Origin of the sequence: Candidatus Amarolinea aalborgensis (assembly GCF_900491745.1) — a bacterium.
In the GTDB taxonomy this organism is placed as follows: Bacteria; Chloroflexota; Anaerolineae; order SSC4; family Amarolineaceae; genus Amarolinea; species Amarolinea aalborgensis.
Genome location: NZ_UETR01000013.1, coordinates 101,154 through 115,752, shown reverse-complemented (window position 1 = coordinate 115,752; position 14,599 = coordinate 101,154). Strand labels below are relative to the sequence as shown.

The window sequence follows — 14,599 nt, the reverse complement described above, 5'->3', positions numbered from 1 at the left end:
ACGATGGAATTTCTGTGATCACGATGCGCCCGGCCACGTTGAGCCAGCAGAAGAGCACGCGCGGCGTTTGACCCAGCAGTCGCTCCACGGCCGCCGCATAGCGGCCAGCCTGTTCCAGGTAACCGCTGTGCTGCAGGTGCGCAGCCACAGCCGTCGCATTTGACACAGCATCCGTCTTGAACTCCACGATCGTCCACTGCTCGCCCTGCCGAAACAAGGCATCTATGACGCCCTCGTCCGCGCGCCCATCCACGATCATGCTGTAGGGCGCCTCGTGCAGGCGCTGCGTCGCGCGATCCATTTCTTGATACAGCGGATGCGCCGCAAATCGGTGCAGCAGGCGTACGCTCTCGCTGATGGCGTGTTCTACCTGGCGACCGGCAGTCAGGCCGTAGCTGCGGCTGCGGGCGGCCGCCCAGCGCGGGAAATCAGCGTCAGGGAAACGCCACGCGGCCAGGGCTTCGTGCACGAGCGAGCCGATGACCCACGCGGGCGCATACGGACGCGCGGCCGGCGGCGCGACGCGCCACACGCGACGCGCCGTGTCTGGTTCCCAGCCGGCGACCCGCGGCAGCGGCGCCAACAAAAGGGGCGCGGCCAGGTCAGTCGCAGTCGGCAGAGTCTCGGCCGCAGGCGCAGCAAGGGGTTGGCGCGGCGCGTACAATGGTTCGTACACCACGCACGCCACAGGCGTCGCCGCCCCCACGCGCAACGGCAGCTCGTGGCGCCGGTCGCCTGTCTCTTGGTGCATAAGGCGCTGATTCGCCAGGTTGGTCGCGGCTGGCCCGGCGATGAGCTTCAGCCAGCCGTTGACCCATCCCAGGGTCTGATCCTTCTTCAAGCGCACGCAGCCGCTGATGATCAGCTTTTCCTGCGCCCGCGTGGCCGCCACGTACAGCAGCCGCGCCGACTCAGCCTCGTCCTGATCAGCTTCCCAGGCCGCGGCCGCCGCATGGATGGCCGGTTCGACCCCCTGCGCATCCGCGATCGGCAGCGCGAGGCCCAACGTGGGATGCAGAAGCAGGCGATCATGGCTGCGTGAGGCGTAGTTGATATCGCCGATGACCACCACCGGGAACTCCAAGCCCTTGGCCGCGTGTACACTCATGATTTGAACCGCGCCTTCGCTGACGGTGCGCGCCTCGCCCTCGCGCACCCCGCTGTCCTTCAACAGGTTAACGGTGTCCAGAAAATCGCTAATGCTCACCAGGCCGCTCGCCTGCGCATCAGCCAACAGCTTGGAGACGTTGCGCGCGCCCCGTGCATCGCCGGCCAGGCGCAGCGCGGCGCGGTAGTCCGTAGCATCGAGCAGGGCTTTGAGCAAATCCGCAACAGTCACGCGGCCAACCTGGTCGTGCAGATCGCGAATCAGGCGCACGATGCGGGGCACGCGCGCGCCATCGGCGCCCGACAGGATGGCGCCATGCTGCTGCAGACGCAGCCACCAATTCTCCGCGGGCGCCTCGCTCAGACGATACAGCGCGGCGTCTGTGAGGCCTGCGATGGGCGAGCGCAGGAGGCCAACCAGGGCCAGGTCATCCGTTGGATCAGCCAGCGCGGCCAGCGCGTTGAGTAGATCGCGAATTTCGGGCCGATCATAGAAGCCGCCCCCGGCGACGGTGACGTAGGGAATGCCGGCGCGCGCCAGGGCTTCTTCATAGGCCGCAAACGAATTGGAAGCGCGACAGAGGATGGCGATATCGCCGTAGGTCAGCGGCGTGACCTGCGCCTCACGTTCGTTGTGGATGCTGCATGCCGCCACCAACTCGCGCAGATAGGCTGCCAGGGCGTCGGCCGCGCGGCCAAGCGCATCCTGTTTCGTACCGACGGTGAGATGCAGCTCGATGTAGGGCGGCTGAAAGCCAGGGCCAGGCTGCGCGCGCGCCGGCGCGATGGCCTCGAACGGCTCAACCCAGGGCCGCGACGCAGCCGCCTGCACGCCGAGCACAGGGCGCAGCAGGTCATTCAGGCCGGTCACCAGGTCGGCGTGCGCCCGATACGAAGTGCGCAGGCTGAAAGCCAGGCCGTCCTGGGCAATCTGCTGGCGCTCGGCGCGAAAGACCGTCACGTCTGCGCCGCGAAAGCGGTAAATAGACTGCTTGGCGTCGCCCACGATGAAGAGCTTGCCGCCTGGTTCGTTGAGCAGGCGGAGCAGCGCGCGCTGCCGCGCGTTGGTGTCCTGGAACTCGTCCACCAACAGCGCCTGGATGTCGGCCTGCCAACGGGCGCGCACGGATGGATGCGCGGTGAGCAGCGCCAGCGCGCCCGCTTCCAGATCATCGAAGTCAAGCACGTTTTGCGCCTGCTTGCGCGCGGCATAGCGGGCGGAGGCCCAGGCGAACAGCCGCTGCAGCGCCATCGCCACGGGCGCCAGCGCCGCGTCCGCCGTGGTCAGCTCAGGGCCTGTGTCGCGCCAATGCGCCAGGATGTCCGCAGGCAGGCGCGCAAACACGGTTTCTGTGTCAAGACGGCGGCCGAGCAGATCGCTGAGCGCCGCGCGCAATGATCGCTCGCCCAGGGTGACGAACAAGGCGCTGGCGGACGGCTCGTCGGCGGCCCAGGCCAGGGTTTCATCGAGAACCTGGGCGCGCAAGAGCGCGGCGCGCCCTTCGTCCAGCACAGTAATACGCGGGTCAACCTGGGCTTCGGCGGGATGCGCGGCCAGGATGTCGGCGCACAGGCTGTGGATCGTGCTGATGCGCGCGGCGTCCAGTTCACTGTAGAGCGCCTGCCAACGCTCACGCTCCACCTCGGGCAAATCAGGCTGTTCCAGGTAGCGGCGCATCTCATTGCGCACCCGATTGCGCATCTCGCGCGCGGCTTTGACCGTGAAGGTGATGGCGATCACCGCGCGCAGGTTGACGCCGGCCGCCAGCAAGGCCAGGTAGCGCCCGACGAGCGTGCGGGTCTTCCCCGCGCCCGCGCCGGCGGTTACAACCACGTCTGCGCCAGAGGCGAAGATGGGCGGTTCTTGCTCCGCGCTTGGGTGCATCTGCGCGACAATGGGATGGGGCAACAGGGTCGTTGTCATGGCTTTTGGCCCACGTAACGCGGCCGATAGCGCCAGCAGAAAGCTGCGGCCGGGCAATAGTCGGGGCAACCGTCTGCTGGCGGGGTGGGCGCGAAGCGGCCGGCGCGAATTCCCTGCACGGCCTCCCAGGCGAAAGCGGCCGCACGCTGCATCGCGGCGGCGGGGCCGCCTGTGCTGCCTTGCAGCGTGAAATCGCTCGGCTGCGCCTGGCGCACATGCCAGTAGAAGCCGTCCGCCGGCTGCCCCAAATGCAATGCGTCGCGCGCCGCCAAGGCGTAGAGCGGCAGCTGCAGTTTTTTGCCCGCCTCCACGGCCTGGCGTTTGAAGCTGCTCGGCCCGCCCGTTTTGTAATCAATCACGCGCAGGCGGCCGTCGGGTGCGCGGTCAATCCGGTCAATGACGCCGTGCAACCGGAAGCTGTCGCCGGCGACTGTGACTTCCAGGGTTTGCGCGTCGAAGAAGCGCTGCTCGAAAGCGATGGGCTGCCAGTCCCCGCGCAGCTCGGCCAGGCCCAGCAGAGAACGACGCACATCCTCCTCGATTTCGGCCCGCGTCTGCGCCCACCACGCCGTCACCCGGAAACCCTCACGGCCAGGGGCGGCGTCAAGCACCGGGCGGGCTACCCCTGGCAAGGCCGCCAGCGCCGATACGTGATCGCCAGGGTCGCTGGCGGCCTGATACACCAGTTCGAAGATGCGATGGTAGATGTTGCCCAGCTGTGAGGTGTCTGGGCCAGCGACCGGTTGGCGGCGCGGCTCCAGACGCAGGACGCTGGCGAAGAAAAAGAAGAGTGGGCAGCTGCGGTAGGTTTCCAGGCGGCTCGCGCTCCAAGTGAAAGTCGGGCCGAAGCGTTGCGCGCACGCAGCTGCCGCGGCGGACAGGTCGCCATCATACAGATGCTGGCCGTCGCCGCTGCGCGCCTGGAAGACCTCAGCGGCTGTGGTCAGCGCCAGCCAGCGTGCGGGGTCAGCCTGCTGCGCCCACGCGCGCGCCGTGGTCAGGCCGGGTTGTGCGGCCAGGGTTTCAATCAACTCCGGCCAAGATGCAGCTTCCGTCGGCGAAGGCAGGCTTTCGCTGGTCAAGCCGACGGGCGTCACCGGTACAAGCCGCCTCAGCTCCTCCCAGAAAGGCGATGCCTGCCAAAGCGCGCCATTGTCGGCCAGGCGCGGGCGCGTGAGGAGCAGCTGCGCGGTCGGCCGCGTGATGGTCTCGTAGAAGAACTCGACTTCTGCGCTGTCCAGGGTTGAAGGCAGCGACAAGCCGACGGCTCGACTGAGCTCGCCGAAGTCCTGGCGGAGGCGCGCACGATCGGTTTCGCGCAGAAAGGCGTCTTCATGCAGGCTGGCCGGAAACTCGCCTTCGGCCAGTCCCAGCACCGCGACGGCATGGAAGGAGAGGCCGCGCGCCTGGATGACATTGGCGACGATGATGTCATGGCCGGGGGCCGCTTGGGGTGGATGATAGGCCGCGGCTTCGATGGCGCCGCTCAGGTCGGCCACAAAGTCCTCGAAGTCCACGGGTGGACTGGCGACCGCTTCCTCGGCCCATACCAACCCACGCAAGACATCCTTGAGGCACACCAGGGCCGCCACGTCTTGCCCGGCGATGGACGGCGGCGCACGACGCGCCTGGGCCGCCATCTGCAAGGAATCGGGCTGCCCTGGCTGGCTGGCGTCGCCATCGGGCGCCGGCTGGGGATCGTCGCCAATCAAACTTTCCAACCAGCCGACAAAGACGCGCCGCGGCTGTTCCCCGGCGGGCGGCGTCAGGAAATCAACGAAGCGCCGAAAAAGAGCATGCAGCCTGCGCGCGGCCTCAGCCGCGGGTGCGGCCGCCGGCTGGGGCGTCTCGTCCACATCGAAGCTGGCAGATTGCCGGGTGGAGAACGTAGAGTCGGCCTCAGCCGCGCCAGCGGCGCGCGTGCATAAAAGCGCCAACGCCTCTTCCCACTGGGCCAGGCCAGAGATGACGCGTCCCTGGCGCGCAGCCGCATCCAGGCGGTCAGCGTCCGTGGGGCCGATGCCCTCCGGCGCCAGCACGCGCCAATCGAAATACGGGCTGCGCCAGGCCTCGATCACCAGGCGCCGCGGCAGGGCTGGCCGTTGATCCGGGCCGGGCAGGGCAAGGCGCAGCAGGTCGAGCAGGGCCGCAATCAACGGGTTCAACACGAGGGGCAGGCCATCCACGAGGCGGAGCGGCAGGCCAAATTCAGCGGCAACCTGCTCGATCGCTGCGCGGTAGGGCGTTACGTTGCGCATGAGCAGCGCCAGTTCGCCTGGCTGGCGACCATCCAGCAGCAGGCGCGCCTTCAGCCAGCGCAGCGCCGCGCGCACTTCGGCCGTGCGGTCGGGCGCCTCGATCAGCGTGAGGTCGGCGGCGGCCAAGAACGGGCCAACGCCAGCATGATCCACCGGGGGCGCGGCCGGCGGCGCGCTGACCTGGCCCCGCCAGAGGTTCGCTTCCAGGTAGGCCAGGCGTGGGGCCGCTCGGTGGACTGCCGTGGGCATGGCCGTGGCCTGCACGCCCAACGCGGCGCTGAGGATCTGCCGCGTGCGCGCAAAGCGGCGATGAACCAGCGGGCGACGGTTGCCGTCCACGCTGCCGGTGAGCGTGATCAGCATCTCGCCTACGCGTGCGGCCAGCAGCTCGAGCAAGGCAGCCTGGATGGGGGTGAAATCGTCGAAACCGTCCACCGCCAGCAGCGGCCAGTCGCGGCCGACGTGGGGCGCGCGCTGCGCCAATGCTTCCACGCTCAACCACCCCAAGCCGGCGCGGTCCGCCCAGCCGTTGTCTTGCAGGCGCTGCTGATAGGCCAGGTAGATGGCTGCCAGTTCCTGCAGCCTCGCCTCATCGCCCATCTGCTGCACGCTGGCGGCAAAATGCTCGGGGTAGATCTGCGCGGCCTTCAATTCACCGATCAGGCGCTGCAAAGCCTGGATGAAACCAGGGCGGCCGGTCAACGACGCGTAGTGACGCAGCGATAACGAATCCACAATGGCGCGCAGCAGGCGATACTGCACTGGTTCGCTCAGCTCGGTGTAGACCTCGCCGGCCGCAGCGAGACACTCGGTGTAGAGGTCGTCGAAGGTCAAAATCCGCACACCCAGCGCGCCGCCCGCCGCGGCCAGCCGCTGGTGCGCGGCGGCCGCTTGCAGGCGCGTGGCAACCACCACGCGCGGGACACCCGCCAGGCCCTGCGCAGCCTGGCGGGCAAGGTTCAGCGCATACGTCGTCTTGCCAGCCGCGGCCGGCGCAAGGTTCAAGATCGTGGGCATGACAGTTTCGACCGGTCTAGTCGGTCCTGTTGATGCGTTTTGGGGTCAAGGCGCGCCCAGGGTGAGTTCATCGAAGGTGAAGCCGGCCGGAGCCTCCTCATCGTAATTATCGGCAATCAGCCCAAAGGAGCCGCCTTGATAACGGTCGTCGTTGAAGCTGGCCACTTGTCGGCCATTGATGTACAGGCGATACGCGCCGCCATCGCCGGCCACGGTCAGCGTGTTGATGGCCTTTTCGGCTGTCATGATCAAATCCGACGGCGTCCAGTCTATCAAGGTGGTCACGGTTTCCGCGTCATCAATACGATCCACGCCAAAGAAGCCATCGCCCGAGATCTGGAAGCTGTAGAACTGCTCGCTGTCAGTGACCTGGAAGATCAGGCCATAGCCGTTGTTCTCCGCGCCGCTGAAGCTGGTCGCGGCTTGGAGCACGAAGCGGGCGGGTAGGCTTTCGTCGGCATAGTAGTCATACAGCGGGCCGCCGTAGGGGTTCAAGCTGACGGCATATTGACCCGCCGCCGAATAGCCGGCCGCGCCCCAATCGCCGCTGTCCTCGGTGAGGCCGCTGTCATCCGCGTTGAAAGTGTCTTGCCACAGGACGCGCTGGATGTTGGGCGCAGGCGATCCCAGCGGCTCCTTGTTGAGGCCTGTCAGCATGATGTCGAAGCTGGCAAGCAGGGGCTGGAAGGTGGTCTGCATGGTCGGGAAATCGGTCGCCGCGCTCAGCAAAAGAACGGTGAAGGTGGCATTGCGCGTCGGCGACGAGACCACCGCCAGCGCCTGCAGCGGCTCGCCATCCAGGGTGAACGTGACGCCGCGCTGCATGGCCGGGTACGCGCCCAGCAGCACCGATTCTGCTTGCGGCGCGACAACCACGTTCTTCAGTTCGCTGTCGGCCGTGAACAAAGCCAGCGCGTCGGTCAGCCCCTGGGCGTTGGCGGCGTCTGCGCTGTCGGCGTCGGGGTAGCTGTCGCGCACGACGAGCACCAACGCGCCGTTCTTGTCGTCGGTAAACGACACCATGTCGTTGGCCGCGTCCTCTTCCACACTCCAGGCGGCGGGGTAGAGCAGGGCGATGGCAAGGGCGGAGTTGGTGTAGGGTTTGAAACCATTCACGGCCACGGCCTGCGCATTTTCCACAAAGACGGTATCAAACTGTGCGCTGCGTTGACCATCCAGGTCGTCGGCAATCACGCCAATGACATAACTGCCCGCCGCCGCGGGCCTTTCGACGACTGTCCAGGCTGTGTCGCCAAAGGTGAGGGTGCCCCCTTCACGCGTGAAGGCAGCGCCCTGCTCGCTGACGGCATCGAGCGGATCCATGGCCGCGCTGCCCACCTTGCGCATTTGCTGCAGCACGGTGAACGTATCGCCAGGCGCGGGGGTGATAGCGCGCGGCGCGCCCAGGTTGCTCAGCCGCGGATAGCCGAGCACCTGCGTCAGGCGTCCGTCGCGAAAAGAAATGCGCGCGAAACGCTCTGAGCTGCCATCGGCAAAGCGGTAGATGCCTTCCACGGTGTAGGTCGGGGTATCGCCATAGGCTGCTGGCATCAAGAGCGCCGGCGTTGTGGTGACGCCATCGCTGATACTGAACAGCGTCGGTTCCCAGTCCAGGTCCACCGCCACATCCTCTGCCGGCCAGGCTGGATAGGCAACGCCGTCAATCTCCTGCGTATCATCAGCCATGACATAGTCCATGTCTTCGATCAGAATGGCTTGCTCCTCCGGCAGCGTGCGACCGATGAAGTGGTAGACAAAGCCCAGGTTCCGGCCGCTGATCGTCGTTTGTAGATTGACGGGCCGGCCGGCGGCGGCCGTGGTGGCGGACAAACGCAGAGGTTCGATCTGGATCGGCTTGCTCAGCGTCGCGAACCGGGTGACGGTGCGCTTGGGCGCGGCATCGCTGCGCCGGCTGCCATAATGCGCAGCCAGGAAATCGTCCCAACCAGAAACCTGCGCAAAACGGCTGGCAATGCGCGTGTACTGCCAATTGTCTTGGGTGCGGAAGAGCGTGCGGCTGGGGAAATAGATCGAGATGCCAGTCGCGCCGGGGCGCTCTGGCCCGTGGCGTTGGGCGACAACGACTTGCCCCATCGCGGCCAGCACGGCGTCCGCCGCCTGCTTGACCGCTGCGCTGCCGCTCTGCGAGCGCAGCAATTTCACGAAGTGTCCCAGGTCAATGTACGGAGACGAGGCGCTATCGTCAAAAGCGTTCTCAAAGCTCTGCGCGTTGGCGCGGGCGCCGGTGATCTTGCTGCGCTCCAGGCCCGCCAGCTGCGTGCTGAGGCGATTCACGGCTTGGTTCAGCGTAGGGACGGCGTTCAGGTCAACCGCGGCCAGGGTGACATCCACGCTGAACTCTTTGACCACGCTGGGCGAATCCAGGCTCTCGTCCATGTCATTTTCTTTGAGCAGCTGGCGTCGCGCGGTGGCATCAAGGATTCGTTGATCCTGCGCGATGTAGCTGTTGACGATGGCGCGCCCCAAGTCTGCGCCATTCATCGCCGGGTTGGCGCTCAACTGGCTGAGAAAGCCGGCGTACGCCCACCCCAACGCCGGTTCCACTTCCTCCGAAGCCACGGCATAGCGGGCATGGGGAGTCAGCGTGGTGTAGACCTCCAACATGCCCATCAGGCAGGCGTCGAATCCGATCAATTCGAATTTGTCCAGGCCGGTTTTCTGGCGCGCAGCGCCAAGCGCCGTGTCCAGCTCCATCAGCCACAGATTGTCATCCATCTCTTCTGCCAGCGCCAACTTGTCCCGCCCCTGGCCGCCCGGCGCCGGATCGCTGAAACCGCCCGGCCAACCCGAGCCATGGTCGGACAGGATCAACGCGTGTTTGCGCGCCGGGTAGTTGACCACGGCCCAGGTGATGAAGTCGCTGAGCGTCTGGCCGTCCGCCATATTCAGTTCCCCCAGGTCGGCCAGTTCTGGCGAACTGAGCTTGCCCAGGTCGTCGTCTTTGGTGATGTAGAAGCGCTTGGTGGACGTCCAGTTGCCCATGCCGCTGAACGCCCCCTTGTAGCGATCCACCTGGGCCACAATGTGCACCTGGTCGCTGGAACCAACGCGTTCGACCTCGTTGAGATCAACCATCATGTCGCGTTCGAGGATGTTGTCATCGGCGTCCACGTAGAGCATGATGAGCCATTCGGCCTCCGCGCTGCGATCCGTTGGCGGTTTGCTGACAGGGTTCGCGGGATCCACGGCAACGCCGCTGATGCGCAGGGTCTGCAGCATCGCCGTGAAAATACTGACGTCGCTGGGGTAGACAGCCTGCGGCGCCTCGAAGTTCAGAAGGTAGGTGTGGCCTTCAGCGGTCGTCACGGCAATAAAGACGCCCTGCTGCGGCGTCTTATTGCGGGCGACGTAGCTGTAGTCCAGCCGCAGGCCATCGAGGCCGCCGGCGCGATAGACGGTGGGCTCATTCTGATACACAACCTGGCTGATGCCTGGTCGTGAGTTCACGCCTTTGAGATAAGCGATGCCGGCGCGATTGGCCGCGTCGGCGGCGCCGCCGAATTCCTGGCGCTGCACCCACAGCGAGGTCTCGCGGTCGCCCACGTAGAAGAGCACACCATCGCTGCTGGCGTTTTTGTCGGACACGCGCCAATCGCTTGGATAATCCAGACTAAAGGCCAGGTCAGGACTGGAATAGCTGGGTTTGACCGGCGGCAGGGGTGTCTTCGTGCCCGGCCGCGCCCGCGCGGTGGGCGACGGCGTGACGGCAGCAGTCGGCGTGTCAGGCGGCTCCTCATTGCACGCGGCCAGCAGTGGAAGCAACATGAGAATCAACAGGATGAGTGCGCTGTGGCGAATTCGATAGTTGGACATAATGTGCCCTTCGGCGAAAGATAACTTCGGTCTGTCGTAACTATTCAGGCATCCTGCGCCGACTGCAGCCGCCGAATGAATTCGGGCCGCAAGGGCGTGCCGCCGCCAGGTCGGCCGGAGCCGACCGGCGCCGCGTCCACTCAGGTGGACGCCTGGCGGAACGCCCATCAGGCGCGATTTCAATCGCTCGCTTGCCACGGCGCGCCGCCTGAATAGTTACCTGGAATCAACGATCGGCATGGTTCACAAAATCCGATCAGTGAGTTTGACATCAGCAGTCTGGAGTGAAACAGGCCAGCAAGCGAGAGGGGCCTTGAACCATCCGGCTTTTGGAGTTGTCATTGTACCAGGGTTGCAGGAGATCAACAAGTCTCTCGCGCAGAATTCCAGAGCCATTCAACTCTCCACGGGGCCAAGCAGCAGCCGGTCAATCAGATAGCGCTGCGCGCCGAGGAAAATGACGACGACCGGCAGGCTCATCATGAGCGCCAACGCCGCCAGGTTGGCCCACGAATCGAGGTAAGACGACTGGATCATGCCGGAGATCGCCATTGCCAACGTCACATTTTGCGCTTTGTCCACGAAGAGCCAGCCCATGGCGAACTCCGAATAGCCAATCAGGAAGGCGATCAGCCCGGCAACCGCGATGGCCGGCAAGGCCAACGGCAGGGTGATGCGCCAGAACGCAGTCCACGGCGAGGCGCCGTCCAGGAAAGCCGATTCCTCCAGCTCGAGCGCGACCGCCTGAAACGCGGCGCGCATGTTCCAGATACAAAACGGCATGGCGAACGAGGTGTAGACCACGGTCAGCCCGAAGAGGGTCGTGCGGATGCCCATGGCGGAGAGCAGCAGGTAGAGCGGCACCATCAGGGCCACCGGAGGCAGCAGCACACCGAGCAGCAGCCCGAACAGCCCCCAGCGCCGGCCAGGGAAGCGATAGCGGGCGAACGCATATGCCATGCTGGCGCCCAGGGCAACCGATGCCAGCGCCGCGCCGGCCGACACGATCAGGCTGTTGCGCAGCAGCGCCAGGAAGGGCATGCCCTGCGCCGGCTTCTCCCACATCCGTGCAAACACGGCCAGGGTGAATTGCTCCGGCCAAACCCGGAACGTCGTGGGCCAGCCTTTGACTCCGCCGTCGAACGCCAGGTAGACGATGCCCCACAGCGGGATCAGCACGAACAGGGCAATCAGGGTCAGTCCGGCCTGATATCGCGTCTGCTGCCACCTGGTCAACCTATGCATAAGTCACCTCCTCCGTCGCTTCGCCGCGCGTCAGTCGGGCCAGCCACAGGATCAGCCCCAGCAGCACCAGCACCGTGAAAATGTTGATCGCCGCCGAGACGGCAAACTGGCCGCCGAAGTAGCCGGTGGGCGTGAACAAGTAGTACGACGCCGTCGCCAGCGTGATGGTGGGCGGCTCCACGCGCATCGTGTAGAACAGGTAGAACTGGTTGAAGGCGAAAATGCCGCGCACGAAGAGCGCAGGCGCCAGGAGCGGCAGCATCAGCGGCCACGTAATCCAACGGAAGCGCTGCCAGCCGACGGCGCCGTCCATCGCGGCCGCATCGTAGACCTCGTCTGGCGTCAGTTTCAAGGAAGCCGTAGCGGCCAGCATGATCAGGGGGAAGCCGTACCAGGTGGCAGCCACGAGCAGCTGCACCAGGGTCGCGTTCGGGCCGGCGACCGCTTGCGCACGCAGTGCATCCGCGGGAATGCCCTGCGCCAACGCCAGCCAGCCGAAGCCCGGCTCAAGAATGCGCAGCCAGATCAGCGCGCCGACAAATTCCGGGATGGCCCAGGGCAGGATGAAGATCGTCCGCCAGACATTGCGCCCACGCACGCCGCGCCGATGAAGCATCAACGCCGCGGCCACCCCCAACACGGCCTGCAGCGACACGGAGAGGGCCGCCCACAGGAGGTTGAAGGCCAGCAGGTCTGGCTCAGCGCCTCCCAGAAGTTGAATAAGCACGCTGGGTCCGGCCCAATGCACCTCCTTGGTCCGCGTCACGCTCTCGAAGATGCCCACCGCCACCGGCTGCGCCTGCCCTGTCAGTCCCTGCCACACCGCACGCCACACGCCGCCCTGAATCCCGTCCCGGATCGAGATGGCGTTGAAGTCGGTCAGCGCCACGGCCGCCTGGTAGATGAGAGGAAATAGCGCAAGCAGGCTCAGCGCGATGATCCCCGGCGTGAGCCAGGGTATGGCGCGCCTGGCATCGCGGCGGGCCACGCGCTGGGCTGCCGCCGCGTGCCGCGCCGCGGCAGCCGTCCTGCCATCCGCCCGGCGGCGCTGCACTGAACGGAGCAGCGGCTCCCAGAGTGCGGCCCGAAAACCCAGTCCAGCCGCCAACGAGAGCGGCGCAGTGATCGTCAGGATGTACTGCGGCCACTTCGTGGGCCAGACCAGCAGAAACCCCAGCCCGATCGCCAGCCACAACGCGCAGACCCGGTATTCCCGCCACAGCCGGCCCAGCCCCAGGCCGGCCAGGACCGTGATGAAGGTGTCGAGCATGACGACGAAGACGCCTGGGTGCCAGGGCACCGGTCCGAGCAGGTAGACCAACGGCTGCCAGAAGGGGAAGTTGTACTGCTGCACGTGGGCGCTTTGCGCGTACTCGCCGTGGTAGCGCAGCGATTGCGCCAGGCGGCCGAATGGGTCCGACCACAGGCGTGGGTTGGCCGCAAAGAAGATGGCGAGCGCAATCAAGCCCCACAGGAGCAGCTCGAAGATGGCGGCGCGCAGTGGGTGATCCAATGCACCTGCATCGTCACGCAGCGTCCTGGCAGCGGCATCGTCACGCAGCGATCTGGCAGCGAGCGCCAGCCAAACGGCATCGGCCGCGATCGCCAGCGCCACGATGCAGTAGGTGTACTTCGACGCGGCCGTCAAGCCCAACGCCACAGCGGAGAGGATGGACCAGCCTGTCGCCGCCCGGATTCTACCAGAGCTGCGGCTGCGACGGGAGTTGATATAGAACAGCACGGTCAGCAGGCTGGTCAGCGATGGCAGCGGTTCCAGCATCACCTGGCTGGTGTACTTGATCGTCCAGGTATGGACAGCAAGCAGCAGCCCGGCCAACGGCTGCAGTATCGTCAGCGCCAGCACCTCCAGCGCGCCCAGCACGGCCGACACCGTGCGGGCGATGCGAAAATGGGGCTGCGGCAGCGACTTGGCGGGCGGGTCGGTCGAGGGCCGCTCAGGCAAGAGCGGCGCCGGCGGCAGCGGCAGAATCGCCGCGCCGTACAGCAGTTTGGTCAGCGGGGGATGTTCGTAGTTGTAGGCATAGTCCACCAGACCCCGCACATCGCCCGCGGCCAAGAACTGGGCATAGCGCTGGGCCGCGCCGAGGTAGTCATCCTCGTCATAGTCAATCGGAAGCAGTTGCGTTGCGCGCAGCCGCAGCCCAAGCGCCGCGGCGCTGATCAGCAGCACGACCAGGATGGTCGCAAGTCGGCGCCAGGTAGTCAGCGATGGTCGGTTCATCATATCCTCTTAATATCAATCCATTACTTCGGCAACGATTCGAGCACCAGCCATAGTCCGATGTGATCGGACGCCCAGATGCGACCCGCGGGGGTGAGTTGGGGCGCGGTGAAGAGGCGTTGGCTGGCGCGCACGCGCCAGGCGGAGGCTGGCCCCGGCGATAGAAAGAGGTAATCAATGCGCTCCTCCAACGGTTCGTCCGGCGGCGCGGTCAGGTCATCCACGCAGCAGGTCAAGCCGGGGTCGTCGGGCCGCACCGCGGCGAAGCTGTCCACCCAGGCAGGCTGCAGAGCGCGAATCGCGGCGCTGTCCGCGGCGGCGTTGAAGTCGCCGCTAATGATGGTCGGCCCTGGCTGGGCGGCGACAAACTGCGCCAGGCTGGCTGCCTGCGCCTGGTTGACCGTTGGGTTCTGATTGGCCAGGTGCGCGCTGACGACGCGCAGCGGCCCCAACGCCGTGTCCACGACCGCGCTCACGGCCACGCGGTGCTGGAAAGGCGCTTCGCGTGGCCGCAGTTCCGTGAACCTCACGTCGCGCAGGGGAAATCGGCTGAGAATGGCCTCGCCTTCTTCGAAGAGAATGGCCCAGCGGTTGCCGTTGGCGCGTAGAAAACCATAGTTCAGCCCGGTGGCCCGGCCCAGGTAGGCCGCGCCCGACCCCACGCGCCACGTCCACGGCGCTTCCTGCAGCAGCACGATGTCGGCATCCAGGCGTCGGATTTCGGCCGCGATCAGATCGAGGCGCTGCGGCAAGTAGGCAAAGCGCGGAAAGTCATGCAGCACGTTCAGCGAAACGATGCGCACGCTGCCATCGTCCGGCCGCGCGGCGTTGGCGCAGGCCGCCAGGCAGCCCTCGACCGCGGCGCCGGGCTGACTGGCGTTCAGCATCCACAGCGTCAGCACAGCCAGCGCCATCAGCAGCCAGGCCAGGCGGCGTCGCTTGAATCCCATCGGCTCATCCTTTCAGTATTTG

At 66.1% G+C, this 14,599-nt stretch carries 6 protein-coding genes; all 6 read right to left on the bottom strand.

The window, feature by feature from the left end:
- On the bottom strand, positions 1–3,031 hold a 3,031-nt coding region (locus tag ACPQ6D_RS16130; RefSeq protein ID WP_423225374.1), incomplete at its 3' end, for a UvrD-helicase domain-containing protein.
- The gene (locus tag ACPQ6D_RS16125) at positions 3,028–6,306 is read right to left on the bottom strand and encodes a PD-(D/E)XK nuclease family protein (RefSeq protein ID WP_423225373.1); all 3,279 of its coding nucleotides are present in this window, start codon (positions 6,304–6,306) and stop codon (positions 3,028–3,030) included. The genes ACPQ6D_RS16125 and ACPQ6D_RS16130, both read right to left, overlap by 4 nt.
- Positions 6,307–6,351: 45 nt before the next feature.
- Positions 6,352–10,140 (bottom strand): clostripain-related cysteine peptidase, encoded by a 3,789-nt coding sequence (locus tag ACPQ6D_RS16120; protein ID WP_423225372.1) that lies wholly within the window; start codon positions 10,138–10,140, stop codon positions 6,352–6,354.
- 396 nt (positions 10,141–10,536) lie between these two features.
- Positions 10,537–11,385 carry an ABC transporter permease subunit gene (locus ACPQ6D_RS16115; RefSeq protein WP_423225371.1) on the bottom strand — a complete coding sequence of 283 codons (849 nt, stop codon included), beginning with the start codon at positions 11,383–11,385 and terminating at the stop codon, positions 10,537–10,539.
- Positions 11,378–13,630 carry a carbohydrate ABC transporter permease gene (locus tag ACPQ6D_RS16110; protein WP_423225370.1) on the bottom strand — a complete coding sequence of 751 codons (2,253 nt, stop codon included), beginning with the start codon at positions 13,628–13,630 and terminating at the stop codon, positions 11,378–11,380. The genes ACPQ6D_RS16115 and ACPQ6D_RS16110 overlap by 8 nt, the downstream gene beginning before the upstream one ends.
- Before the next feature lie 20 nt (positions 13,631–13,650).
- On the bottom strand, positions 13,651–14,577 hold the full coding sequence (locus tag ACPQ6D_RS16105) for an endonuclease/exonuclease/phosphatase family protein (RefSeq protein WP_423225369.1): 927 nt from the start codon (positions 14,575–14,577) through the stop codon (positions 13,651–13,653).
- Positions 14,578–14,599: the final 22 nt, after the last annotated feature.

Excerpts from the sequence above, each read along its gene's own strand:
- ACPQ6D_RS16110 (WP_423225370.1), bottom strand. The coding sequence starts at position 13,630 with ATGATGAACCGACCATCGCTGACTACCTGGCGCCGACTTGCGACCATC.
- ACPQ6D_RS16105 (WP_423225369.1), bottom strand. The coding sequence starts at position 14,577 with ATGGGATTCAAGCGACGCCGCCTGGCCTGGCTGCTGATGGCGCTGGCT.
- ACPQ6D_RS16120 (WP_423225372.1), bottom strand. The coding sequence starts at position 10,140 with ATGTCCAACTATCGAATTCGCCACAGCGCACTCATCCTGTTGATTCTC.
- ACPQ6D_RS16115 (WP_423225371.1), bottom strand. The coding sequence starts at position 11,385 with ATGCATAGGTTGACCAGGTGGCAGCAGACGCGATATCAGGCCGGACTG.
- ACPQ6D_RS16125 (WP_423225373.1), bottom strand. The coding sequence starts at position 6,306 with ATGCCCACGATCTTGAACCTTGCGCCGGCCGCGGCTGGCAAGACGACG.